This is a genomic window from Desulfogranum marinum (assembly GCF_016918565.1).
Lineage (GTDB): Bacteria > Desulfobacterota > Desulfobulbia > Desulfobulbales > Desulfobulbaceae > Desulfogranum > Desulfogranum marinum.
In genome coordinates this window covers 44727-68275 of sequence record NZ_JAFFQD010000011.1, presented here as the reverse complement: position 1 = coordinate 68275, position 23549 = coordinate 44727, and the positions used below count along the sequence as shown (strand labels likewise).

The window sequence follows — 23549 nt, the reverse complement described above, 5'->3', positions numbered from 1 at the left end:
TTTTGTTAACTATGAGGTGGGCACAATAAGGGCATGGGAATTAACGTAGTCTGTAAAAATAAAAAAGCGTTTCACGATTATCATATCGATCAAACCTTTGAGGCGGGCATTGTGCTCAAAGGCCCGGAAGTGAAATCGTTACGGGCAGGTAAGGGAAACCTGCGTGATGGGTATGCCCAGATGAAGAATGGGGAACTCTTTTTGTACAATGTGCATATTTCACCTTACTCATTTGCCACCGATATGGTACAGGACCCTCTCCGGGTTAGAAAATTGCTGCTCCACAAAAGGGAGCTGCGCAAATTAATTGGAAAATTGCACGAAAAGGGGATTGCGCTTATCCCACTTAAGATATATTTTATAGGGAATGGGAAAGCCAAAGTTGAATTGGGACTGGCCCGAGGTAAAAAACTCTATGATAAACGAGCGTCGCTCAAAGAAAAACAGTCAAAACGCGATATAGATCGCGATATGCGACGTGGCGACTAAACAATTGCTCTAATTATATTAACACAAATTCTATATATGGGGACGAAACGGATTCGACGGGGATATTGAAGCTTATTGTTGCATGTCGAGTTGCTGTCAGCTCGTAAAATTGACGGATTTTAAATATAATCGCAGACGATTATAACTACGCACTGGCAGCTTAGTCTGCTGTGCCGCTCCACCAGTCTTTGTCTACGGGACTGGATTAGGAGCGTCGACTCTGTAGGCTGGTCAACCGCGTACGTCTGAGACACGGTTGGCGAGAACTTTTCAGGCTGGTATCCGGTTATCCCTGTTTCGGGGGAGCGCAGGATACGAGATTAAATCCCGAAACTAAGCATGTAGATACGTAAGGGGAGAGTTTCCGGACCCGGGTTCAACTCCCGGCGTCTCCACCATTTATTAGTAACGATTACGGCAAGCTGGAGGTTTTCAGCTTGCCGTTTTTGTTTGCGACTTGAAATGGCTTGATTTCAACGGGGTAAAAGCATGAATTTTGATTATATATATTCATATGTCCATAGCTTTTTAATGGCTAACCAATGGGTTGCAGTCATACTCATTATTGCTCTAGTCCTTTTTGCATGGAGAATGACTTGGTTGTTCCTGAAGTGCGTTTTTGCAGTATTTGTTTTAGCGGCAGTGGTGTATGTGTTTTCTTATCTTACTGACTCGGCAACAGTAGGATCCATGAAGAAGCATGAGATTACAATGGAAAGAGAGAGTAGGTTGGATCAGTAGTAATATTATATTACTATCTGTATGTTATAGATTTTCTATCTTTTTTTTGTTTCCTTCCTCTAGACGCTGCATAGATAGACAAAGCGTCATCTGTTTGAACCTGTAAATACCGATCAAAAGCCTTGTTGGTGCTGTGCATCGTACCTGCCTTGATTTGTTCTCAATAATAGATCTGTTCCCATTTTTGAGACAGGGTAACAGATTGATAGCAATCAGTGAAAATGTCATGAAATACCCGCCATATGAAATAATTGTACAAGAATTTTTTTTTATCGGAAAAGTCGTATGGCTAGGTCACGAGGTAACGTGAATCCATTGGCGTGACAGTGTTTAATCAATAAAGGAGTAATTACCGCCATCCACGCTGTAGCATTTGCTAAGCGTAAGGGCAAACTACCTAGTAATATTAGGAAGTTTGCCCTTTTTTTTTATTTATTTTCAGGCCTATAATGGGACTTGTGTGTTTACTAAATAATTGGGATTTGGCTAGTGAGATGAGAAGAAGAACAAAAAAAGAGTCAGGTGTTTTCGTATGGAGACACTAAATACCAAAATTTAGAAATATAGACACACGACCCTTCAATACTAGGCAAAGTAATTCAGCAGACAGAAGACGCAGTTACAGAAATAACAAAAATCCTATATGGCCCTTCTTTATATGCCTTGCAGTTTGTTTCCTTGTAATCGATGGCTCAATTTACGCCTATTTTAAATTGATAAAAAAGCAGCCAGTTATAGATGAGTTGCAAGAGTGGAGGCTATCAATAAAGGATTATTTGAATAGTGATCCTGTGTATGTGCTGGAGCGAGATCCGATGAGTAAAAGGGCGATGCTTTACTTCAACCCAGATTATTATAAACAAAAAAACGTGCCGCAAACACCAAGGGCTAAGCCAACATGACGACTACCTGCTTCCTATGGAGTAAGAAAAAATCAAGATAGCTTACAGTCTGAATTTGAATTTGCACGAAAGTATTTACCTAAAGGTGATTTGATGTACTGCTGGGAGGACAGTAACGGAGTAGTACATTTTTCAAACGTAAGTTTTCCATTATCGGGGAAGTATAAAAAGAAATGGGTAAGGGGATATTGATAAAAGATGTTTAAGAAGATACTAACTATTTGTTTTTTAATTGGTTTCGCGAATCAAAATGCAATCGCGAAAAAGGCCACAATTGCCAATGTAAAAGAAAATTATAACAGATACATAGCTTGGTCGGTGCCCTTTGAAGGAAGAATATCAATAGGAAAATATTATTACAATGATGCACTACGACAAAAATTTACATGCTTTAAAATACATGACGGAACTGGGACAGCATACGCTTACCTGAAAAAGTACAAAGCAAAATTATTGGAAAAAAACTTGAGAGAACACGGAGGGAGTAGAAAAGGTTCCTTCCATACCAGAATACCAAGAAAATATTGTAGTGATAAATATAGCCATCTTTGTACTGAGCTAGAGGGATGGAATTTTCGAACAGTCACAAAAATTACCTCGAGACAGAGAAATTAATAATGAAAGGGCAGATAATTCCACCGAGCGTTAAGACTACTATTGAGTCAACGCGAACCAACAAGCAAATATTTAGGCCAAATGGCCCGATTGGCGGGGCTCCTGCGAAAACCGTGTTGGTAACTAAAACACCTTTTACTTTATCATTAGTAATAATTATGTTTTGTGCCCTCATTGGGGTAGGTATCTCTGTAGATTTTTTCAAAACAAGCCCGGTGCCAGTGCTTGAATATTTCCAGCAAGCTGTTGAACAAGCTAAAAGCATAATGCCAATAGATCGCGGTGAAAAATCTGATTATGAACTGATTGCCAATATTCCTGAAGATGTTGCACAGAAATATAAAGAGGAACCTATTTATTGTTGGGCAGATGAAAGAGGAAGAATCCACTATTCAAATATTGGGTTTCCGTTAACTGGCAAATATGAAAAGAAATGGGTGAGAGAGAAATAGGGATTGAAGATGTGGCTCTTTGTCGTAGTTGCAGATCAGGAGGTCCCGCTTCTCTCCTAATTTTCGTCAAAACTGGGGAGGTTGAATGAAGAAAGATAAAAGTAAGCAAATTCAAAAGTCGGGAAAAAGAGACATCGATTGTCCGCTCATCGGCGGCTGAGTATCTGACATTTGTAGCAGCCACCGGCAAAGGCAGCGTTGAGGCGGTATATGCCGATGAAAACATTTGGCTGACCCAGAAAATGATGGCAACGCTCTATGACGTGGACGTACGTACCATCAACTATCATTTGAAAAAGATATTCAGTGACAGTGAGTTGCAGGAAGATTCAGTTATCCGAAATTTTCGGATAACTGCCGCTGATGGTAAAAACGACAATACAAAACACTATAATCTCTCGGCCATTATTGCGGTTGGTTACAAGGTCAACTCAGAGCATGCCGTCCAGTTCCGCAAATGGGCCACCACCATCATAAAGGAATACACCATCAAAGCCTATGTGATGGATGATGAACGCATAAAAAGCGGTGGCTCTATCCTGACGGAACAATATTTTGAAGAGCAACTGGAACATATCCGGGAAATTCGCCTTTTCGAGCGCAAGTTCTACCAGAAGATTACCGATATTTACGCCACGTCCATCGACTATGATGTCACAGCGCAGGCCACCAAAAGGTTTTTTGCAACCGTCCAGAATAAGCTGCACTGGGCCATTCATGGACTGACGGCTGCTGAGTTGATTGTCGACAGGGCTGACCACCAAAAACAGAATATGGGGCTGACGACCTTGGAAGGATGCCCCGAAGTGGAAAATTCAGAAGTTTGATGTCAGCATAGCTAAAAATTACCTGACCGAAAATGAAATGGCGCAATTGACCCGGCTGGTGAACGCCTACCTGGATGTGGCCGAGGACATGGCCTTGCGCAAGATCCCATTGATCATGCAGGATTGGGAGACCCGCTTGAACGAATTCATCGAAGCCACCGACCGGGAAATCCTTCAGGACGCTGGAAAAGTAACGGCGGAAATCGCCAAGGCCCATGCTGAAAGCGAATTTGAAAAATACCGCATTATTCAGGACCGGCTGTTTGAAAGTGACTTCGACCGTTTAATGAAACAGTTGGAACATAAGAATGATAAAAACAATGAGGATTAACTTTTCTGGATAAGGGATTTGGATGATGGGATTAGCAGTTTTGGCTTTGATTGTCGGTCTGGCACTTCTGGTTTGGAGCGCGGACCGTTTTGTGGAAGGTTCAGCTTCCACTGCAAGATATTTCGGCATGCCGCCACTTTTAATCGGCATGGTAATCGTTGGATTCGGGACGTCCGCTCCCGAAATGGTGGTTTCGGCCTTGGCTGCTTTTGAAGGTAGCCCGGGTATTGCGCTTGGTAACGCATACGGCTCAAACATCGCCAATATCGCCCTGATACTGGGCGTGACGGCCTTGATCAGTCCCATCATGGTACATTCGACTGTATTGCGCAAGGAACTGCCGATATTGACGCTGCTGAACGCCCTCAGTGTCGCTCTGATAGCAGACCTTGATTTGTCACGGCTCGATGCGTTTGTTCTGCTGCTGGTATTCGGCTGCCTGATGGCATGGACTATATATCAAGGGCTGAAACGAAAGGATGACTCACTGGCAAATGAGATTGAAACGGAAACCGCTGAAAAAGCAATGCCGCTTAAACGGGCAGTTTTCTGGCTCGTGGCCGGGCTATTGTTGCTCATTGCCAGCTCCCGAATCCTCGTATGGGGAGCTGTTGAAATCGCACAGATATTCGGTGTCAGCGACATGATCATCGGTTTGACGATTATAGCGGTGGGGACCTCCTTGCCGGAGCTGGCTTCGTCGGTCATTGCTGCCCGCAAAAGTGAGCATGATATCGCTCTGGGAAATGTGCTCGGATCAAACCTGTTCAACACGCTGGCCGTCGTTGGGATTGCTGGATCGATTCATCCTTTCGCAGTGGAGCCTGAAACGCTCTCCCGGGACATGGTTGTTATGGGAGCATTGACCATTTCACTTTTCCTGATCGGCTATGGATTCAGGGGACGTCAGGGACGCATCAATCGACTTGAAGGAGCAGCCCTTCTGCTGGTTTATGTGGGCTATACCGCATGGCTGATTGCCACGGTAATGGTGGTTAAGACATGAGTTGTAAAACACACCGTCGGGTATTCAAACGGGAATCGAACCCTCGTCCGTTCTCTGTTTCGGGAAAATGTAGAGAATTAAATTTCTCTCGGGGTCCGACAGTTTAAAGGGGTTTGATGTATGGTAACGTTTTGAATAAAATAGATATAAGATATTATTTGGTTTGGAGAACGAATTGGGGTAAGGCTCCGTTTCCTCCACCAAGATATATTTCAAGATATTCTTGGAAAGGTCTAAAACCCGAGCTCAATCAATGAGTTCGGGTTTTTTGTTGTCTTGTGTGTTCTTGTAAGATCTATCGGTCGTCAATTGTGACCATACTTGTGGTGGCCGACAATAATAGACCTGTCCCCATTTTCAATAATCAACACCTCAGGAAGTTAATCGTAGCACTGCCATCAATAATGGTATCTAAACTAATTTTATCATAAATATTTAGAGATATAATAGCTTTTGTATATATAAAAGCGTAAAAAAGAGGGGCAAGAATCTATCGGGGACAAATGAACTTGGGAGAAGGCAGGTCTTTACTTGACTCTTTTAGAATAACGGGGCAGAACAAGATAAACAATGAAGGTTTGGTGGCAAGCCTGGTGGCGGTTTTACTCAGCTCTATGTACTTTTAGGGTAGATTCTGCAAAGGGCACCTTGCGAAACCTGCACTATAGTGGGCTAAAAACGCAGCGATCCTGCCTCTAGAGCAGGAGGCCGTAGGTTAGTATTCTACCGTCCCGACCGTGCTTTTTAGTGGTATTAGCCACTTACCTCTTCGGTAGGTGGCTTTTTTCGTACCTCCCCCTGAAATTCATTCCCTGAAACCTGAAAATATCTTTCAAAAGTCCCGTTGATGAGATTCATGGAAGAATGTTTGCTAGATTACTATGAATTACGTTTTCGTTTGCGTGGTTACGTACTTTTTATTGAAAATTGTCTTTTTTTATGGCGGAGCTGCGATTTATTAGTGGCTAATCAGCATCTTATACTTTTTTTTCTGCTTAGGTACATACCTTGCTTTATGGTACCTTCAGGTAAGCTACTTAAATGTTCCGGTGCAGTTTGAAACAGTTTTTCGTAGAGCTCAACTTAAGTGCGAGATATGCTATTTGCTGAAATTAAGAAGATGTTCAAAAGGCCGCCACCTCCAGCTAAAAAGAAAAGGTGTATTCAGTGCCATAACACCATGGAAGATGAAAAAGTACTGTGTAAACGCTGCCAGGAAAAGCTTCTTGACTAATTATATAATAAGGGACGAACCATGGTAAATCTTAAGTTAGATTGGTAGTAGCAAATACCGTTACCCTCATATAGGTCGTTTGCCACCTCAAGCGGTGGAATTCAAGGGGGCGAATCCTATCGCCTTGAACATTTATCAATAAAGAAGCTGACCAGAGTTAATTTTTTTTTGGCTTTTTTCTAGTCTTCTCTGCATTTTATGTTTTTATTCCGGTTTGTTACGCGTCGAAAGCGAAAGGCTAAGATAGGGCTGTGGGTATCAGGCTTATTTAGTCTTCAAACGACAACGCTTCAATATATTGTGTACTTATCCCGAGAAAGGTGTGTGCCAGGTGCACTCTTTTCTGGGACCATTTATTATCCACTTTTTTGATTTCAGTGACGGATGCATCAAAGAGCGGGATAAATTTGTCTTGGGATTTTTTCTTAAATAAGCCGTAGAATTTACCTTTAATATCATAAAACGAATTTGCTATGAGCGGTGTGATAATTGTCACAGGTTTCATTTTTTCTTGTGCCTTATTACGCATTACTACAGCACGTGCTTTTTCTTGTTTATCCCCGATTGTTTCGTAATTGTCGAAAAAAAATATAATTTCTGAGGATTTTAGCTGGATTTTGTTGAATTTCTTGTAAATTGCTTTCTCTTCCAAGGCGAGCTTGGCATCATGAATTAATATCGCGTTATCAAAACACTTTTCATTGGGATCATTCCAAAAGATTGAATTGCTATTAAGCAAGTCTGTGGTTCGTATGGATTCTGTGGGGACGTCAATGTCGCCGTAGTAGGTTTTACCAAAGGTCGTTGTAACTACTATAGGCCGTCGAAAAGTTTCCATATTCATCCTTTTGTTAAGTGTTATTGTTCGTCAATTATATGGTAAAGAGGAGAGGCAATTCAAGGTGAGATGCAATAAATAATTGCAAAATATGCCTAGCCACAATTATTATTCTAGGCTTTGAAGCCTTGGTGCAAACAAGCGACAGGCCATTTGTAAAAGGGTTAAAAAAAAAGTAATAATCAATCAAGGAAAAGCCTCAATGGTCAGAGTACCCATGAAGTGTTCTGAGAAGAGGCAAGTACTGTATACCCAGTTTGCAATATTGCAAGTATTATAGGTAAGCCAAAGGAGTCTCTTTTATGAGTGAACAAAGTCGAAATAGGATAAGAGTTCATTACTCAGCTAACGCATTGATTAAATCAGGGAAACGCGGAACGATTCATGGGATAGTCAGAGATATAAGTATCGATGCAATGTACCTGTCTTGTGAGCCCGTTTTTTCTATTGATGAGAAAATCAATGTAGAAATAGTACTACTCGGCAAAAATAGTGAATTAATCATCAAGATAGCAGGGACGGTCACAAGAATCGACGAAGACGGTATAGCCTTAAGTTTTTTCAATCCACTTGAATGGTGGCCAATTTTCTCCCATTTCCCACTACACCGATTGGACGACAAAAGTCTGACAAAATCATGAGAACTGTTGCCCCCTTTTTCCAGCAACAGTGGTGTCGAAATTAAGGGATAATTTGATTAGGCCGTTTTTCGGGCCTTTCGTTTAATTCTAGCTGCTGTTGAGTGTTGGGGGGTATATCTAACTGACGGATCTTACACGTGAGTGGATTTTAGAGTAAGTGCTTGGTCGAGTTTTCATGTCGGCAGCAAGGTGATCGTTTGCCACCCTTTTCTTAAACGCAGAAATACTGGTTGGGGGCAAGGGTTCAACTCCCTCCGCCTCCACCAAAACATATTCCAAGGCAATCTTGGAAAGGTTGAAAATCCAACCTCGATCAATGAGTTCGGTTTTTTTCTTCGTCGTTATTGTCATGTGCGTTATGTAGTACCCAACGATAAATGCATACTCGTTCTGACTGCATTAAACACTTTTACGAATACAATCATCAGTAATACTTTGCCTCTACGGTTGCTATTGATCCCGCTTCCTTTCTCACTCCTTTAGCTCGCTTCCTCACTTCCCAATCCACAATTCTTGATATAGGCTGTGGTTCAGGCCGAGATCTGCTTTGGCTTGCAGAAAGGGGATTTAAGGTTACCAGGTTTGAGCAGTCTGCCGGTCTGGCGAACCTGGCTCGAAAGCATGCAGGGTGTCCGGTTATAGAGGGCGATTTCTGTGATTTCGATTTCAGCAGCTTGGTATTTGATGCTCTGGTTTTGGTGGGGACGCTGGTTCATCAGCCCCGATCGGCCATGCATGCGGTTCTTGTATCTCTTACCACGGCTTTGCAACCTGGCGGTTATATGCTCATAACTATGAAGCAAGGGACCGGCAGTTACTCCTTGCCCGATGGCAGGCAGTTCACTCTGTGGGGTAAGGAAGAAGTAGGAGAGGTTTACCGGTCTTGCGGGTTGAGGATTGTCGATTCTTCCAGATAGGTTTCCCGGTTGCGTCCGGAGGACATCTGGCTCGGGCATGTGTTGCAGCGGGTTAGCGAAACCGTTCCCGGCGATGCCATTTGAAATTGTCCAGATCAGGCCAAAACTTACTTTCCTGTGGTTTAAAGATCGGTCGTTCTGACAAGGTCAGCATGTGGCCGGGAAGATTTGGGTCTTGTTTTACCGATGGCGAAATCAGGACGCGGTATTGACGGTCAACAGACATCAGCCCCTCATCAAATGACCAGTGGCAGAGTTTACACAGGGCCATCCCATTGGTAGGGTGGTCGTCATGGCTTTCGCTCCATGGTCTAATATGGGCAGCGTCTATTGCAGTGTGCCCTTCTGCGGTGAGCATTTTAATGCCGCACAATGCACAACGATGCGTATAGAGGCGGACAATCGCTTTGCGAAAGCCTTGTCCTCTGATTTTTTCTTTGTTTTTCGGCTTAATCATTTCAGGAAAGAAAATTGATGAAGGTTCAGCCGTATTGAGCAAACTTTGTGAGTATTGGGCGGAAGCGCAGTTGAGGAAGGATTGTTCCCGGATTTTTTCTTGTATCTCCCGAGCAAAGTACTTTTCAATAAGGACCGACCGAAACTGTTCCCTTGTCTGGCTCATCTGCATGAGCATGAACAGATCCTCGGGAATTTTTGCACCCAGATAAAGTTGCCGCAGTTTTTTCATCGAGCGTATGGCAAGCCCTTTACGGTGCTTTATTCCCTTTTGCGGCACTAGTTCCCAAAAAAGGGAGCTTTCAAGATGGTAGAAGGGGTAGGCCATACTGGCCTGTCGGACTGTGTATGGCAGTATTGCAATATACCCAAGGAAAGTTTCTGTCAGTTCAAAAGAAGGGGTGATGAAATTCGTTGTGATCTGGCCCGATGCAATGTGATCGAGAATAGAAAGGAGGAGGACTGGTTTATAGGGGGAACAGTGATGGGTAAGGGGGGACCAGGATTTTCTGTTTTTATCGACTCGAAGTCCAGTAAAGGATATCAGGTAAGTCTCCAGTCTTCCGCACATGTGACCCTGGTTTTGGAGAGAAATTGAAAAAGTATATAATACTTACGTATTATGATCTGTTACCATACTCTGCTTTCTGCTGCCACTGATATGTCCTGCAGTCGCAACTCCCGGGTATGCAGGGGGCATACCTGCTGCGTCTCTGTGAAGAAATATTTAACAAGTGTATTGGTAGAGCCCTCTCCATTGCCCTTTCCATGGTTTGCCAGTGGGAACTTGGAGAGTGGGACGGAATTATTTATTGGTATCTTTTGAAATTTGTAGATATTTTCCATTAGATAAAAGAAGCGATATGTTTGCGTTGGCAATATTGGGTTGCGGGTGTTAAGCCCTCGTTAGTTGTGAACAGTTTCGGGAATTGGAATCATGAGCGAATACCAGTACTACGAGTTTCTCTCCATCGACCGGCCGTTAACAGCGGATGAGATGGCTGAACTGCGGGCGCTTTCAACGCGGGCCGTTATCACGCCGGTCAGCTTCACCAATGAGTACAATTGGGGCGATTTCAAGGGTGACCCCAACAAGCTGATGCAATACTATTTCGATGCCCATGTCTATGTCGCCAACTGGATGACGGCTATATTCATGGTGCGCCTGCCCATCGAGGCATTGTCCAAAGAGACGGCTAAAGCAGTGACCGTACCTTACCTGTTGGATATCAGCGCCACAAATACCCATTGGATCATCACCTGGAGCCTGGAAGAATCTGAAAACTACGACCACTTTGGCATGGAGGACGGCCGTAACTGGATGGCACGTTTGGCCCCTGTGCGGGATGAACTGCTGCGTGGGGATTTGCGCAGCCTGTATATCGGTTGGCTTGCGGTCATAGGCGGTGAGATGGTGGATGATGAAGAGACGGAGCCGCTGCTCGTGAGTGGATTGGGAGACCTGACAGCAGCTCAGCTGGCACTGGCCGAGTTTTTGGAGGTGGACCCGGATCTTCTGGCCGGTGCAGGTATGGGCAGCCCGGCTACGCAAGAGACGGAAGTTTTACGACGGGAAACGGAAAAGTGGATCGATGCCCTGCCAAGAGAAGAAGTCAATTCGCTCCTGAAACAATTGCTGGAGGGCAAGGGGCAGCAGGCCGAACGCTCTGTCAGGAACCGGTTTGCATCATGGCGACGCGGCTTCCAGGATAGCGATAGCAGCGCACCCCGACGTACAGTGGGTGAATTGCGGCAGAAGGCCGAAAAGGCATGTTTAATCCGGCTGGAAAAACAAAAACGGGACCGAAAGCAACGGGAGATTGAGCGGCGTGAGCAACGTAAGGCGCATCTGGAGAATCTTTCAAATGATTTTCCTAAGGCCTGGGTGTCGGTTAAAGAGCCCGTCGAGCGCGGATCGGGACGGGGGTATGATGAGGCTTGCCGCAAACTCGTCGACCTTGCCGAAGCCTATGACCTGTTTGCGACCAAAAAGCAATTCCAAAACGAATTGGAACAATTCATGGCTGGGCACACGCGACGCAAAGCATTGATTCAACGCCTGGTAAAGGCCGGTATTTGGGAGGATATATAAAAGATGAGTGCGCGAAGCCCGAAAGAGGGGAAGGAAATTGATGGTTTGGGCAGACTCATTGAGGAAATCACCGTCGATGCATACGGCGATGATGAACAGCTCTGGGCCTTTGGGCAGGCCTTTGAGGATAACGTTGCCCTGCCGACCGACGGCTTCGTCATCGGGGAACCGGTTTCGGTGGTTGCAATAGACTATGACGGTAACAAGCGGCGCGGTTTGACGGCAAAGTGCAGCCGAGAGGACGGGGCCGAATATGTGGTGGCGCTCCCTGAGGTCGTTTTACCGCAGAAAGCGGAGGGGGCCCGCTACATCGCAGCATATCGCAGGTTGCTCGGGCTCGATCCGTACCCCGCTGATGCCAAGAATTCCTCCCGACGTTTGCAGCAGCACAAAGCAGCAGACGATGACATCGACCTGAGCAACCCAGTTGAATTGGTCGCTCTATCGGTCAAGGAGCGTGCCGCCCGCTGCCGTTTGCTGGGAAGCGACCGGATCATTACCCTTCGAGCGAACCCTCTTTGGGAGGTGGTGCCTGGAGTAATCGTCTTGGTAACACCCCGAAAGCAGTGGCGTTACGGGGGGCATCCTTATCTCTCCGGGGAAATTCAATCGATCCGGATTGACGTGGAGGCTCTCGATTTTGTACCACTGGGGCTTGAAGAGATGGGCATGTGGGACCCCAAGGAAGAGTATTGGGGGGAAGAAGGTGAACCCATCGAGGATTGGGCCAAGCCGATCATTGCTCACGGCCCCCGGCCCATGTTCGAAATGGAGCAGGTGCTGCCCGGCGAGGACCCTGATGACCCTTTCAGTGATCCCATCACCCGCTCCAACGATCTTAATGATGCCGGCGAGCAGGCAGAGGCGATTAAGATTCTGATGGAGCTGTGCCTGGCGGACCTGCGTTGCCTCGATGCCCATTCGCATCTGGGCAATTTTCTCTTTGATCGCCGGCCGCAAGATGCTATCCGGCATTACGAGGTCGGCCTGCGCATCGGCGAGTTGTCTTTGGGTGGCGACTTTACCGGCGTGCTGTCATGGGGACTTATCGACAACCGCCCGTTTCTGCGTTGTATGCACGGCTATGGATTGTGTCTCTGGCGACTTGAGCGCTTTGACGAGGCGGAGCAACTATTTCAACAGATGTTCTGGCTGAACCCGTCCGACAACCAAGGCATACGGTTTCTTATAGGTGAGGTGCAGGCAAAAACAGCCTGGAAAGATCGAGAATTCGAGTGACAAGTAAAGGAATACCATGAGCCCCACCAAGCGAAAACAGATCGATCCGATGGAAACGGCAATCGAAGCAGCGCTGTCTCCCGGCCGTTTCATTTCCTATAATGCAGCCTGGTCGTTTGTGGAGGATGTAGAGGGTGTTGCCGATGATATCAGTAAAATCATCAGGGAAGAGCCGGAACGGGCAGCACGGCTATACGAGCTCTTTATTGCCGCTTGCCATGAAAAAGCCGATGAGATCGACGACTCGAGCGGTAATTTCGGCATGCTGGTTGAGGAGCTGTTTCAAGGTTGGACCAAAGCACGTCAGGGTGCAAATTTTGATGCGGACGAGACTGCAATATCTTTGCTTTCCTGGATGGAGGACGACCCCTACGGATTTTGTCATGACCTTGATCGTGAGGTTGGCAAAGTGCTCGACAAAAAGGGGCTGGAGGCCTTCATCCGGCAGATTCGGGCCAAGCTCGAACCGGCTCCAATCCAGGATGACGAGGAAAAGCGTTTTTCCGATTACAAAAGCCGACGGTGGGGCGGCGTACTGAAGACGCTGCTGGCAGCCCAGCGTAATGTTGACGCTTATATCGCGCTCTGTGATGAGATCGGGCTTGAAGCCAAGGACTGTTTGACTCTCGCAAAAATTTACAAAAGCCGGAGGCGTCCTGAAGATGCGCTTGTCTGGGTCGAAAGGGGGGTAAAGATCGCACGGGCGGACAGCCGAACATCTTATCAAGAACACGAATTGAGTGAGCTGAAACGGGTGCTGCTGGCTAAGATCGGGCAGGTGGAAGACGCTCTTCAATCCGCCTGGTCCGAGTTTGAGGCGCATCCCTCCACGTTCACTTATAAGGAATTGATGCGCTATGTGTCGCCCAAAGAGAAAACGGATTGGCATCAAAAGGCCATGGCTGCATCGGAAAAAGGCGATTTGTCCTCTCAGATTGAACTCTGGCTTAAGCATAAAGAGTACGAGCGCCTTGTATCGCTTCTGAACCGGACCACAGGTGACGAATTGGAAGATCTCAGCCACTACAGTACTGAGCCGCTGGCGCGGAAACTGGAACGCGCTCATCCTGAAATATCAGCCAGAATATACCGTGCACTCTGCATGCGGATCGTCAATGCCGGAAAGAGCAAATATTATGACGCCGCGCTCGGCCATATCGAGTATGCCAAGAAATGTTATTTAAAAGCCGGTCTTGATGCCGACTGGCAAACGGTGGTTGCCGATGTGCGCAAAAAGCACTTTCGCAAAAAGGGTTTTATGGCCGGATTCGAGAATATCGTCGCCGACGCACCTAGGCACGTTGAACCTCCTTTTCTGGAACGTGCAAAGGCACGGTGGCCAAGAAAGTCGAAGAGGAGCTGAACCTGTTTTGAAAGAACAGGTTTGGGAAACAAGCCGGAACAATAGAGAACTTAGGGTCAGGTCTTTGCTTGGCTCTTCTCGGCCTGTGGCTGAGTGGAAAAGGGGACAGCAACCTTTTTCGTAAAACCTGAGAACATTGATGGACAGGTGAAAAAAGGCCAACTTATTATGTTGCATGGAAAAGGAGAACCACTCTCGAAAATGGCGGAACTGCTTGAAATTAAAGAGAATAAGATGGCAACAGGTGCTTGTGCAGAAATTGCTATTATTTCAACACATTAGGTCAACTCACAACATAACTTTGGTAGTCAATATAATTATTGATAATAGTTATTTGCAAGTAGTGTTTATACTGTTCGTACTAATTACTTTACACTACACCTTCCTCTTTGTAGCTCAACAAGCTCATTAAGTGCTTCAGTAACAGATTCTTCTAACTTTGTGATTATAAGCTGTACATCTTGGTGTAGTGCATAAAATTCACCATAATTAGGCTGAGTAATCTCTTCTAACTGTACAGCTAGTGAAGCTAGATAGGCTAAGTTTTCAGGAAACTGGTCAATTTCCCTTATTGCCTTATTTGTAATCTCTTTATGCGCTTCAATCTGCTCTTCTAAGGATTTGCTATAATCGTTAACCTGCTTTAGCTGTTGCTCAAGTGCTTCTATCTGGCTTTTTAATTCAGTTATTTCCTGATCTGTTGTCATAGCTCTATGTAATTTTATGAGTAATCAGCTAGTGAATAATACCTTCTATTATATTTGGTGAATTGAGGAAAGAACTGGGGTCAGGTATTTGCTTGACTCTTCTCGTCAAATTTATTGGAAAAAAACAAGTTAAGTGTAAAGCTCGATTGTCAGTATTAAATACCGATACTCCCTTATAGGTCGTTTGCCACATGTTTGCCACCTTTCTCTCAAACGCTGGAATACTGGATGGGGCAAGGGTTCGACTCCCTCCCCCCCCCTCCATTAGCATAACAGGAAACGGCAAGTGAGCATTTTTATCTTGTCGTCTTTGTTTGCTCTCCTGCCGGGCGGGGAATCATCAATACTCTTTTGGGTAGAAATTGCCAAGGGTTGGATTTAACTCACAGATCACGTAAGCAGCTGATAGATACCATAAGCAACGACCATCATAAGGATGAGTGTGGCCGCCCATATCGGTTTATCGTGACCAAGGTCGTCGACCCCGGCTTGTTTTGCCTGTGCTAAATCTTGCGGGTGATACATGCCTTTTCTGCAAAATAGAATTGTGGCAAAGAACATCCCTGATACAGCCAAAAAGATATGCAGTATATAGGTAAATGCGGTAAGTGCATTTACATTATCAATCTGGGTAGAGCTTACTCCTAAGATTGCAGCACAAGTCATCATTGCCAGTGAAAATACATTGATAGGGGTTCGGGACTTTGTCACTGCAGTCCAGGCAGCATTTCCCTGGTCTTGTTGATTGGTGCTGTGATTCATCGGGTGGCCGCATTTTACGCACATGATTGCCAGGTTTGAAATTTCCTGCTCACATTCTGGACATTTGGTTAAGCTCATCTTTAATCTCCTGCCAAAAAGGGTATAACGCTCGTTAGTGAGCTATTCGTTAGGTTCTAGTTGATGTAAGGTTTTTTTCTCCGTTTGAAAAAGATTCTCATACGTCGTGCCGCCCTACCCAACGTTATCGCCTAGCCAATAAAGGCAAGATGTGGCTGCAATTGCGGGAAGATGGGTAACAGTTCAAAACTTTAGAACAATATGGGACAAGGTTAAGCTGCTTTGGCTATTTATTAATTTATCCGGCATAAAGAACTTTTCCAAATCAAGCGTCCTTCACGTGGACAAATATACCGGACCACCCATTCATATGCGTTGTCCGACAGGTTGCGTCCAAACCGGCTTCAGCCAGAAATGCTTCCGTTCCGCCTGGCTTCATATACTCCTTAAAATAGGCATAATGCTGTTTACCTGCAATACGCTCCACACATTGAACCGCCAAACCTGTAAAAAATGAGCTGTGGTCAACTGGAAGATGATAATCAGCAACAATAACAAGCCCACCTTTTCGGACCAGCCTGAGAGCTTCTCGAATAATAGCAAAAGCCACATTACGAGGTTTTTCGTGCAAGGCAAAACTGACAGTAACTGCATCAAATGAGCCCTCCTCCATAGGCAGATCAGATGCATCATTTTCTAAAAAATTAATTTCAGGATGGTTGCTTCGGGCAATATCCAGCATAGCGGGTGACAAGTCTGTACCAATCGGCTTTAGGCCCGCTGCCACAGCTTTGCCGACAAGAAGTCCTGTTCCGCAGCAGATATCAAGAAGTGATGAGCAACCGTGTACTTTTACAATGTCTACTATATCCCTGTGCGTCGAATGCAAAAAAGGCCCTACCAACAGGTCATATAAACTGGCGTGATTTCGATATTCATCCATTGGTATATTATTTGTTTGGTTGTGATTTGGTCACGGCCTATTGGTAACTTCAGCAATACAACAGGCGGGGGCTGGGAGCCTGCCGGAGAAAGCTCTTTTGCCCCATTTCTGTGTTATTGGCGAAAAAATAATGCTCGCAATATTAACTATATGGCTCTGCTTATTTTCCCGCCAATGCCTTGAACTGAACCAAAATAGCAATTCTCCGACACACTCCTAGCCTCTCTTTGAAAAGTAACTTGCTTAAACGTATTTTAAAAACCTTAACTAACCACATAAGGCCATTCGGGGCAGGCCACGATACAAGTAAACAAAATGAAGTTGCCATAATTTTTTTTAATTGTTTGCCACTCTAGTCGCAATCCCTGGTATAAATTATTTGGAGAAGAATTCGCCCTCAGCCATCTCCAGCCAAGGACAATGCGTGGGTTACAGATCGACCTGCCGATCAATAGCTGGTTGGTCGAATAACGGAGAATACTCGTTTCTTCTTCTCCGACCGATAAAAATGGGAAAATCAATCATATTCAGTTAAGAATCCCAACAGCCTGAAGGCAATTGGATCAATAATGTTACAGCCGGAAAGAGCAACAAACAAATCAGAGTTGCTTGGATTCAAGGAAGCCAAGCAGCTATGTAAAACCAGTATTATACCATTGCCAGCAGAAAAACTTCCTCTGCTCGGAGCAGCCGGCCGAATCCTTGCCCATGATATTTTCGCATTGGTAGACTCCCCTTCAGTTGATGGGTCATTAAAAGACGGGTACGCAGTTCTTTCCAAGGATATCGAAACAGCCTCCGAAAATAACCCAGTCACCCTGCAACTCGCGGGCACCCTTTATGCCGGTGGCACGGAATCGTTGTCCATAACTCCTGGTACCGCTATTAGAATATTAACCGGGGCAGAAATTCCGGAGGGAGCTGACAGCGTTGTCGCTGAAGAGTTCACCCACCAGGCAGGGGAGAAGCTTACGGTCATGAATACCGCTGAACCCGGCAGAAATATTCTTTTTCGTGGAACGGATGTCAAACAGGGGGAAGTCATTGGTGCAAAGGGCAGTTATATTACTCCCGGCATCCTTGGGCTTGCTGCGGCTGCCGGTCACAGCCGTTTATCGGTGGTCAGGCGTCCAAAGGTCGCTCTCATCGCCACCGGTGATGAAGTTGTTGCCCCCGGTCAACCACTTGACAGGGGGAAACTGTATGCCAGCAATATTACCACACTTGCAGGATGGTGCCGTAAGTACGGTTTGGATGTGCATTTAGAAATTGTACAAGACACCCCTGAGGCAATTGAAAAGTGCTTTACTCAAATGCACACCACCTGTGACGCAATGATAACCAGCGGTGGTGCCTGGACCGGAGATCATGACCTTGTCGCAAAGGTTCTCTCCCACATGGGTGGAGATATCGTTTTTCATCGTTTGCGGATTGGACCCGGCAAAGCCACCGGGTTAGCGATGCTCTCCGGCAAGCCTGTGTTCATACTTCCCGGCGGTCCACCTTCAAATCTTATGGGGTTTCTTCAAGTCGCACTTCCCGGTATTATGCAGCTTGGCGGATGCTCCGAGCCGCCGTTATCATGCTGTCGTGTCTGTTGTAGTGAAGAACTGCGGACAAATTATCCGGATTGGGTGCAATTTATCTTTGGTCGGTTACAGGCAAAAGCCGACGGCGAGCCCCCGCTTTTTATCCCACTCCTGAAAAAAAGCAGGCTTCGTTCCATGGCAGAAGCTGATGCTGTTATCTCAATTAATGAAGGCAAAACAGCTATTGCTGAACATGCGATAATCACAGCTCAACTGTTACGGTAAGGACTCTTCGTTTCAAGGTAACTCCCAGGCACTCCAGGGGGTATTGCGCTGGTCGCTTACCTCTTCGGACAAACACGTTTTGAACCTGGCACCGCCTGAATTGATGAGAAATTACGGTTAGAGGGCAACCCTCTGATTATGCCGGCTGAAAGTTGTCCCTTCCATATGAGAGTGGATCTGAATTTCATGTTTAGGAGTGCATTATTCTCAATTGATATTTTGGACTTCAAAAGGATTGTCACGTATCAAGCAGGAGCAATTCATGTGCTTAATATTCACGAGCTGGTAGCAGACTCGCCCCTCTTCATTCGTATCAAGTCGGCGATGGCACCATTTAGTCTTGCCTGGAGTTATTCCATGTCATTTTGTGTGAGATTGTTTGAAATACATATCGATGGTCAAAAAGCTGACATGAAAGAGCGCCGGAAGGGGGGCAATAGGTCGTAAGAATTATTAGCTGGAATTTTAATATGAAAGTAATTGCAGAAGAACTCTGTGAATATGGGTGAAGCTGGGTGTCTCTGAGGTGGATGAAAGAAAAGCGAGAGTCACTGGTGGTGTTCCGTGGCTCTCGCTGTTGGCTTATATTGTGAAACTGTGGCTAACCGGCAACAGCTGATTGGGAAGAGAAGGCTTGCGTCTGCCACCTTTCTGGCGTAGCACTAAGTGTCTGATGGTTGATCGTAACCATAAGAGATGCTATTTTTTCAGCTAACAAATAATTGATATTATAAAGAATTTTTCCATTCATGAACATCCGTAAGCATTCAAAAAATACCCTCGGATCATAAGCGCTGCAGGCATTATTATTCTTATGTAAACCACAATACAGGTACAAGTGACGTTATAAAAAATATTCTGATTACCCATGAAACTCAGCTTTTTTTTTTGAGGACTCGGGAGACAGATCGAAGTCTTCGATCTGTCTCCCGGGTTTAAAAGAGAAATAAAATCATTCCCCTGTCTGTTTCGGTAGATAATTGGCTGAGTTTTGTACGTAATCAGAAAAAATATAATTAGTGGTGCCTCACCCTTTGCCATACGCTTATTTTTTGGCTCGCCTTACGCCATCCTCGCCTGAGTAACAGGTACGGCCAGAGAAGACTGATCAGGCAAATACCAGGCAGGATAAATTTATCTGAGCTATTTTCTTTCTCAACCATTATCTTTCCGGCTTTTTGTTTCAGGTCAGTTTGCGATAAGTATAATGCGTAAGTAGCCGTTATTAATACATATAGTATGATTGTTTTCATTCTCTAACTCTATTTGGGGTAAGTGTGTTTAACATATCGAAGCAAAAGGCATGTCATCCGTCATAGCAATTAGCCCCTGACTGTCTCCATACGGTGCATTTATTATTTAATGGGTAACTGTTTCAGTAGCGTAACGCCAGTTACCGCTTTGGTATTTCCGCTTACTCATTTGTAATTGAATAGATGCAGGCATAACAATCTATAAAGAGGTATTCTCCGAAGATTTCAGTGAGGCTTCCCACCTTACGGCCATTTACCTTTCAGTCGCTGCCTTCATCGGCTATCTTGTCCCAATTAGTGTTCTGTTTTTATAGCTTTTGTTATGCAGATATCTTGCCGCTTTAAAGGCAGAAATGATTTTTGGTTCTGCACAGTTAGTATGGGACAACTTTTGCCTCTTCATGTCGCTAACCTCGGGAGTGTTTACAGCCGCTTTCAATTCTAACTGCTACACCTTCTCGTACTGTTCGGATTAGGCTCTGGCGGCTTTGGCGGAAGAATGAAGTCTGGGAACTGTCGAGACCGGCTCTTGTTGCCATTGGCCTTGTCTCTCTGGAAAGAGACGATTTTCAGATAGCCTGCTTGGTTCGCAAAATACCGAGGGGAAAATTTATCAGGGACGCGAATGGCAACAAGTATTGTTGGAAATTTACAACCTTCAGTGTGATAATGAAATACTGACCGACATGCTGTATCAGGGGGGAACCCTTTTCCTCCACCCCGTTGCCCTAGATGAGCTTTTTGATGTTATCGGAAGCCAAGCTGGCTAAGGCCTATATTATGAGTGAATTGGATAAAGACCGAATCGTTGGGGAATCGCTTACGTGACAATGGCTTTGGAAGGGTTCTCAACCATTTTGAATAATATGTGAAAGGGAAGAGGTTCTGGACAATAAAGGCCTTGTAACATCAGAACGAGCAACGTTGCAGTTCATCTACGCACTTCGAAGTTGAACTCGCGATAAACTCAGTGCGTATCTATCTGGATCTCTCTCTGTTTCATGTTTGTTTGTGGGAACCTGGCCAGCATCAAAAGCGTGCTGCCAGGTTTTGAAATACTATTACTATTTTAGAAAACTTGACGTTTAAAGACGTGACAGCATCGTTGTTTTTTACCCATAATTACTCAATCTTCGTCCTCTATATCCAGCATTCCTTTGGGCTTTTTGGTTCGGTAGCCAGGTTTGACCAGAATTTCTAAATAAAAAGAATCGAGCTGTTTTGCTTCAGCCTCTGAGATATGCCTATTAATGGTGGATAGATGAATAACTTCACTTGTTGCCTCATCAACCCCGAACCGGCAGTCAAAATCCCAAAAATCGACACCTGCGGGCAGCTTTTTTCTCCGTTCTCTTCGTATATATTTTTTTATTTCATACTTGATCGCTTCAACAAGCCTTGGGAGTTTGAGCTTTGGGTGGCTTAATTTAAACGTTTTTTTCATAGTGATTCCATAATGTGTTTGGTCGTATTTATTCTTTGCGAGAGCTGTACGCTCCCATCCATTCCATGTGCATCTGCAAAGCTTGTTTCAAGGTCTGTTCCATACCCTCCCTGTGGGATCCTGGCCAGTAAATTTTTTTGCAGGTACTGCAGTGGGAAAAATCCTCATAGTATTTTTTGGTTAATGGTTCCAGATCGTTCATGATTTCTTGTTTGGCAACCGGCTGCAGCAGGTTGTTGCAATGAATACAGCGGCTGAAAGGGTTGATTTTGTTCTGTAGACCGTAATAGCTGAGCACTTCCGCCAGTTGCTCGGTCGGATTCTGGGAGCGGATCAGGTGACCGTGCTCTATAATCTTACGCCGCAGCAGGCCGCGATCTCTGCTGAGCACTATACACTGCTTCTGCGCAGCTAGCCGGGCAAGTTCGCTGTCTGTGAGGTCTGCTTCGTACAGCGTGTCCATGCCGATCATGCGAAGATAGGTTCGTAGTTTTGCCACATTAACATCAACCAGAAAACGCAGATGCGGAAGTGGAGTAGGCCTGAGAAGCGACTCGCCGCACGGGTCCACGGGAATAGCAAGTGGCGAGACCTGTATACGGTCACCAGGGCAGAGTAAGTAAGAAAAGTCCACTGCATTCCTGTTGACCAGGATGGAGCCGATTTCTGTATGGGGAATATCAAAGGACTCTATTGCATCCTTGATGGACGTTCGCCTGCCGAGAGTGTGGATAATGGTATTTTGGTGTCGAAAAGATGTGGCGAGTAGAGGACGCAGCATTTCGTGAAAAGAGATAGTTATCTCCATGGTGCTTTTCACTGTGCTTGATCTCTTCCCAGTTGTCATCGTTCGTTTTTTTCGCTAACTCGCTGTATAGCAAACCATTTGTTTATTAATGTATTTTGTAATGGATTAGGTGAAAAAACATGTATCCAGGATGGTCTATAGCTATTGAGCTATTATACTATAGTTATTGATGGATTTTTTACGAGTTTATCATGGTTGTACTTTTACAGCATTGGATCATCGCCATTCGAACGGGTAAGATACTCAAGGCGAGGAAGAGGTAACGCCATAGCAGAGGAGCGTGACGAAAATGATTGAAAAAGTCATCATCATGGGAGCGGCTGGTCGCGATTTTCATAATTTCAATGTCTATTTTAAGGACAATCCCCGCTACAAGGTCATTGCCTTAACCGCAACCCAGATCCCGGATATTGCAGGACGTGTGTACCCTTCCTTGTTGGCTGGTGATCTCTATCCCCAGGGAATTCCCATTTATCATGAAAAGGAACTGTGCCGACTGATCCGTAAGCACGCTGTAGATCTGGTGGCATTTTCATACAGCGATATAGCCCATACCGATATCATGCATATCGCTTCCTCTGTGATGGCTGCGGGTGCGGACTTTACCTTAATCGGTGCGACCTATACCATGCTCCGTTCGCGCAAATCCGTGGTTGCAATCTGTGCTGTTCGAACCGGTTGCGGCAAGTCGCAAACTACACGCCATGTCTGCTCCATTTTGCAGGATATGGGGAAAAAAGTGGTCGCTGTCCGTCACCCTATGCCGTACGGGGATTTGACCAGACAGGTTGTACAGCGGTTTGCGTCCTATGAAGATTTTGAGACCCATAAATGCACCATTGAAGAGCGGGAAGAGTATGAGCCGCTGGTGGATCAGGGGCTTATTGTGTATGCAGGGGTGGACTATAAAAAAATTCTTGCCGCTGCCGAAACAGAGGCGGACGTGGTGGTGTGGGATGGTGGAAATAATGATACGCCCTTTTTCTATCCTGACGTGCATATCACTCTTTTTGATCCTCATCGACCAGGTCATGAGCGTCTGTATTATCCCGGCGAAACAAATATGCTCATGGCGGATATCGCCGTTATAAACAAGGTGGACAGTGCTCCTGGTGATCAAGTCGGTAAGGTGAGGGCTACTATAGAAAAATTCGCTCCCCTGGCAGATATTGTACTGGCCGAGTCAGCCCTGAAGATTGAAACGCCGGAACTTATCCAGGGGAAGCGGGTACTGGTTGTGGAAGACGGCCCCACCTTGACCCATGGCGGAATGGAGTTTGGGGCGGGGGTGTTGGCTGCAGAACGTTTTCAGGCTCGAGAATTGGTCAACCCCAGACAGTATGCAGTTGGCAGTATCTGCACAACCTATGAACAGTATCCACACCTGCAAAGGGTGCTTCCAGCCATGGGATATGGCGGCAAGCAAATGAAAGAGCTGGCGGCAACCATTAACCAGACACCGTGTGACCTTGTTCTTTTTGCCACTCCCATTGATTTGCCGCATCTGTTTACCATCAACAAGCCAACCTTGCGCGTCAAATATGCATACAAAGACCATGGAGAGCCAACCTTGAAAACCGTTCTCGAGCAACGGATGCGGCAACTGGCAGGGTAATTGGCCTATGGTATGGTGCTTTGTGCATATATGGTGTGTTTC

Annotated in this window: 19 protein-coding genes, 1 other RNA gene and 1 pseudogene; 14 read left to right on the top strand and 7 right to left on the bottom strand. The window is 45.5% G+C overall.

The genetic code is table 11. The features are described 5' to 3' along the window. Window positions 1-33: 33 nt before the first annotated feature. The 5 genes and pseudogenes from smpB (at window position 34) to JWH17_RS08220 (ending at window position 5363) form a co-directional block, all read left to right on the top strand. Complete coding sequence (gene smpB, locus JWH17_RS08240; protein WP_205222118.1) at window positions 34-489, top strand: SsrA-binding protein SmpB; 456 nt, start codon at window positions 34-36, stop codon at window positions 487-489. 38 nt (window positions 490-527) lie between these two features. Continuing rightward, window positions 528-887, top strand: a transfer-messenger RNA (tmRNA) gene (gene ssrA, locus JWH17_RS08235). 1862 nt (window positions 888-2749) lie between these two features. Beyond that, window positions 2750-3199, top strand: coding sequence for a hypothetical protein (locus JWH17_RS08230; RefSeq protein WP_205222117.1), 450 nt, complete (start codon window positions 2750-2752; stop codon window positions 3197-3199). Window positions 3200-3441: 242 nt separating this feature from the next. Next, a pseudogene (locus JWH17_RS24585) lies at window positions 3442-4357 on the top strand (virulence RhuM family protein). A gap of 25 nt (window positions 4358-4382) precedes the next feature. After that, entirely contained in the window at window positions 4383-5363 is a 981-nt protein-coding gene (locus JWH17_RS08220) for a calcium/sodium antiporter (RefSeq protein WP_369125049.1), read from the top strand. Window positions 5364-6865: 1502 nt separating this feature from the next. On the opposite strand, the gene JWH17_RS08215 is transcribed toward JWH17_RS08220, so the two are convergent. Further along, entirely contained in the window at window positions 6866-7435 is a 570-nt protein-coding gene (locus JWH17_RS08215; RefSeq protein ID WP_205222115.1) for a hypothetical protein, read from the bottom strand. A 302-nt stretch (window positions 7436-7737) separates the two neighbouring features. Here JWH17_RS08215 and JWH17_RS08210 point away from each other — a divergent pair, with 302 nt between their 5' ends. Both JWH17_RS08210 and JWH17_RS24580 read left to right on the top strand, forming a co-directional pair. Continuing rightward, complete coding sequence (locus JWH17_RS08210; RefSeq protein WP_205222114.1) at window positions 7738-8076, top strand: PilZ domain-containing protein; 339 nt, start codon at window positions 7738-7740, stop codon at window positions 8074-8076. A gap of 452 nt (window positions 8077-8528) precedes the next feature. Beyond that, window positions 8529-8993 carry a class I SAM-dependent methyltransferase gene (locus JWH17_RS24580; protein ID WP_205222153.1) on the top strand — a complete coding sequence of 155 codons (465 nt, stop codon included), beginning with the start codon at window positions 8529-8531 and terminating at the stop codon, window positions 8991-8993. A gap of 52 nt (window positions 8994-9045) precedes the next feature. On the opposite strand, the gene JWH17_RS08200 is transcribed toward JWH17_RS24580, so the two are convergent. Further along, the gene (locus tag JWH17_RS08200; RefSeq protein ID WP_205222113.1) at window positions 9046-10020 is read right to left on the bottom strand and encodes an HNH endonuclease; all 975 of its coding nucleotides are present in this window, start codon (window positions 10018-10020) and stop codon (window positions 9046-9048) included. A gap of 366 nt (window positions 10021-10386) precedes the next feature. Here JWH17_RS08200 and JWH17_RS08195 point away from each other — a divergent pair, with 366 nt between their 5' ends. The 4 genes from JWH17_RS08195 (at window position 10387) to JWH17_RS08180 (ending at window position 14425) form a co-directional block, all read left to right on the top strand. Further along, window positions 10387-11541: a hypothetical protein gene (locus tag JWH17_RS08195; protein WP_205222112.1), complete on the top strand. Its 1155-nt coding sequence runs from the start codon at window positions 10387-10389 to the stop codon at window positions 11539-11541. A 3-nt stretch (window positions 11542-11544) separates the two neighbouring features. Continuing rightward, complete coding sequence (locus JWH17_RS08190; RefSeq protein WP_205222111.1) at window positions 11545-12780, top strand: tetratricopeptide repeat protein; 1236 nt, start codon at window positions 11545-11547, stop codon at window positions 12778-12780. Window positions 12781-12796: 16 nt separating this feature from the next. Beyond that, window positions 12797-14143 carry a DUF6880 family protein gene (locus tag JWH17_RS08185; RefSeq protein WP_205222110.1) on the top strand — a complete coding sequence of 449 codons (1347 nt, stop codon included), beginning with the start codon at window positions 12797-12799 and terminating at the stop codon, window positions 14141-14143. Window positions 14144-14236: 93 nt separating this feature from the next. Beyond that, on the top strand, window positions 14237-14425 hold the full coding sequence (locus tag JWH17_RS08180) for a hypothetical protein (RefSeq protein ID WP_205222109.1): 189 nt from the start codon (window positions 14237-14239) through the stop codon (window positions 14423-14425). 83 nt (window positions 14426-14508) lie between these two features. On the opposite strand, the gene JWH17_RS08175 is transcribed toward JWH17_RS08180, so the two are convergent. The 3 genes from JWH17_RS08175 to JWH17_RS08165 form a co-directional block, all read right to left on the bottom strand. Further along, on the bottom strand, window positions 14509-14850 hold the full coding sequence (locus JWH17_RS08175) for a hypothetical protein (protein WP_205222108.1): 342 nt from the start codon (window positions 14848-14850) through the stop codon (window positions 14509-14511). 390 nt (window positions 14851-15240) lie between these two features. Continuing rightward, the gene (locus JWH17_RS08170) at window positions 15241-15690 is read right to left on the bottom strand and encodes a hypothetical protein (protein ID WP_205222107.1); all 450 of its coding nucleotides are present in this window, start codon (window positions 15688-15690) and stop codon (window positions 15241-15243) included. 265 nt (window positions 15691-15955) lie between these two features. After that, on the bottom strand, window positions 15956-16573 hold the full coding sequence (locus tag JWH17_RS08165; RefSeq protein ID WP_205222106.1) for a class I SAM-dependent methyltransferase: 618 nt from the start codon (window positions 16571-16573) through the stop codon (window positions 15956-15958). Between the two features lie 569 nt (window positions 16574-17142). Here JWH17_RS08165 and JWH17_RS08160 point away from each other — a divergent pair. Both JWH17_RS08160 and JWH17_RS08155 read left to right on the top strand, forming a co-directional pair. Next, complete coding sequence (locus tag JWH17_RS08160) at window positions 17143-18387, top strand: molybdopterin molybdotransferase MoeA (protein WP_205222105.1); 1245 nt, start codon at window positions 17143-17145, stop codon at window positions 18385-18387. A gap of 264 nt (window positions 18388-18651) precedes the next feature. Further along, on the top strand, window positions 18652-18834 hold the full coding sequence (locus tag JWH17_RS08155) for a hypothetical protein (RefSeq protein WP_205222104.1): 183 nt from the start codon (window positions 18652-18654) through the stop codon (window positions 18832-18834). A 1932-nt stretch (window positions 18835-20766) separates the two neighbouring features. On the opposite strand, the gene JWH17_RS08150 is transcribed toward JWH17_RS08155, so the two are convergent. Both JWH17_RS08150 and JWH17_RS08145 read right to left on the bottom strand, forming a co-directional pair. Next, window positions 20767-21084 carry a DUF6172 family protein gene (locus tag JWH17_RS08150; protein ID WP_205222103.1) on the bottom strand — a complete coding sequence of 106 codons (318 nt, stop codon included), beginning with the start codon at window positions 21082-21084 and terminating at the stop codon, window positions 20767-20769. A gap of 28 nt (window positions 21085-21112) precedes the next feature. Then, window positions 21113-21904: a Mut7-C RNAse domain-containing protein gene (locus JWH17_RS08145; RefSeq protein WP_205222102.1), complete on the bottom strand. Its 792-nt coding sequence runs from the start codon at window positions 21902-21904 to the stop codon at window positions 21113-21115. A gap of 277 nt (window positions 21905-22181) precedes the next feature. On the opposite strand from JWH17_RS08145, the gene JWH17_RS08140 reads away from it, so the two are divergent. Beyond that, window positions 22182-23507 carry a cyclic 2,3-diphosphoglycerate synthase gene (locus tag JWH17_RS08140; RefSeq protein WP_205222101.1) on the top strand — a complete coding sequence of 442 codons (1326 nt, stop codon included), beginning with the start codon at window positions 22182-22184 and terminating at the stop codon, window positions 23505-23507. The last annotated feature ends 42 nt before the right edge of the window (window positions 23508-23549 follow it).

Coding starts and splice junctions, on each gene's coding strand:
- smpB (WP_205222118.1), top strand. CDS start 34: ATGGGAATTAACGTAGTCTGTAAAAATAAAAAAGCGTTTCACGATTAT.
- JWH17_RS08230 (WP_205222117.1), top strand. CDS start 2,750: ATGAAAGGGCAGATAATTCCACCGAGCGTTAAGACTACTATTGAGTCA.
- JWH17_RS08220 (WP_369125049.1), top strand. CDS start 4,383: ATGGGATTAGCAGTTTTGGCTTTGATTGTCGGTCTGGCACTTCTGGTT.
- JWH17_RS08215 (WP_205222115.1), bottom strand. CDS start 7,435: ATGGAAACTTTTCGACGGCCTATAGTAGTTACAACGACCTTTGGTAAA.
- JWH17_RS08210 (WP_205222114.1), top strand. CDS start 7,738: ATGAGTGAACAAAGTCGAAATAGGATAAGAGTTCATTACTCAGCTAAC.
- JWH17_RS08200 (WP_205222113.1), bottom strand. CDS start 10,020: ATGTGCGGAAGACTGGAGACTTACCTGATATCCTTTACTGGACTTCGA.
- JWH17_RS08195 (WP_205222112.1), top strand. CDS start 10,387: ATGAGCGAATACCAGTACTACGAGTTTCTCTCCATCGACCGGCCGTTA.
- JWH17_RS08190 (WP_205222111.1), top strand. CDS start 11,545: ATGAGTGCGCGAAGCCCGAAAGAGGGGAAGGAAATTGATGGTTTGGGC.
- JWH17_RS08185 (WP_205222110.1), top strand. CDS start 12,797: ATGAGCCCCACCAAGCGAAAACAGATCGATCCGATGGAAACGGCAATC.
- JWH17_RS08175 (WP_205222108.1), bottom strand. CDS start 14,850: ATGACAACAGATCAGGAAATAACTGAATTAAAAAGCCAGATAGAAGCA.
- JWH17_RS08170 (WP_205222107.1), bottom strand. CDS start 15,690: ATGAGCTTAACCAAATGTCCAGAATGTGAGCAGGAAATTTCAAACCTG.
- JWH17_RS08165 (WP_205222106.1), bottom strand. CDS start 16,573: ATGGATGAATATCGAAATCACGCCAGTTTATATGACCTGTTGGTAGGG.
- JWH17_RS08160 (WP_205222105.1), top strand. CDS start 17,143: ATGTTACAGCCGGAAAGAGCAACAAACAAATCAGAGTTGCTTGGATTC.
- JWH17_RS08150 (WP_205222103.1), bottom strand. CDS start 21,084: ATGAAAAAAACGTTTAAATTAAGCCACCCAAAGCTCAAACTCCCAAGG.
- JWH17_RS08140 (WP_205222101.1), top strand. CDS start 22,182: ATGATTGAAAAAGTCATCATCATGGGAGCGGCTGGTCGCGATTTTCAT.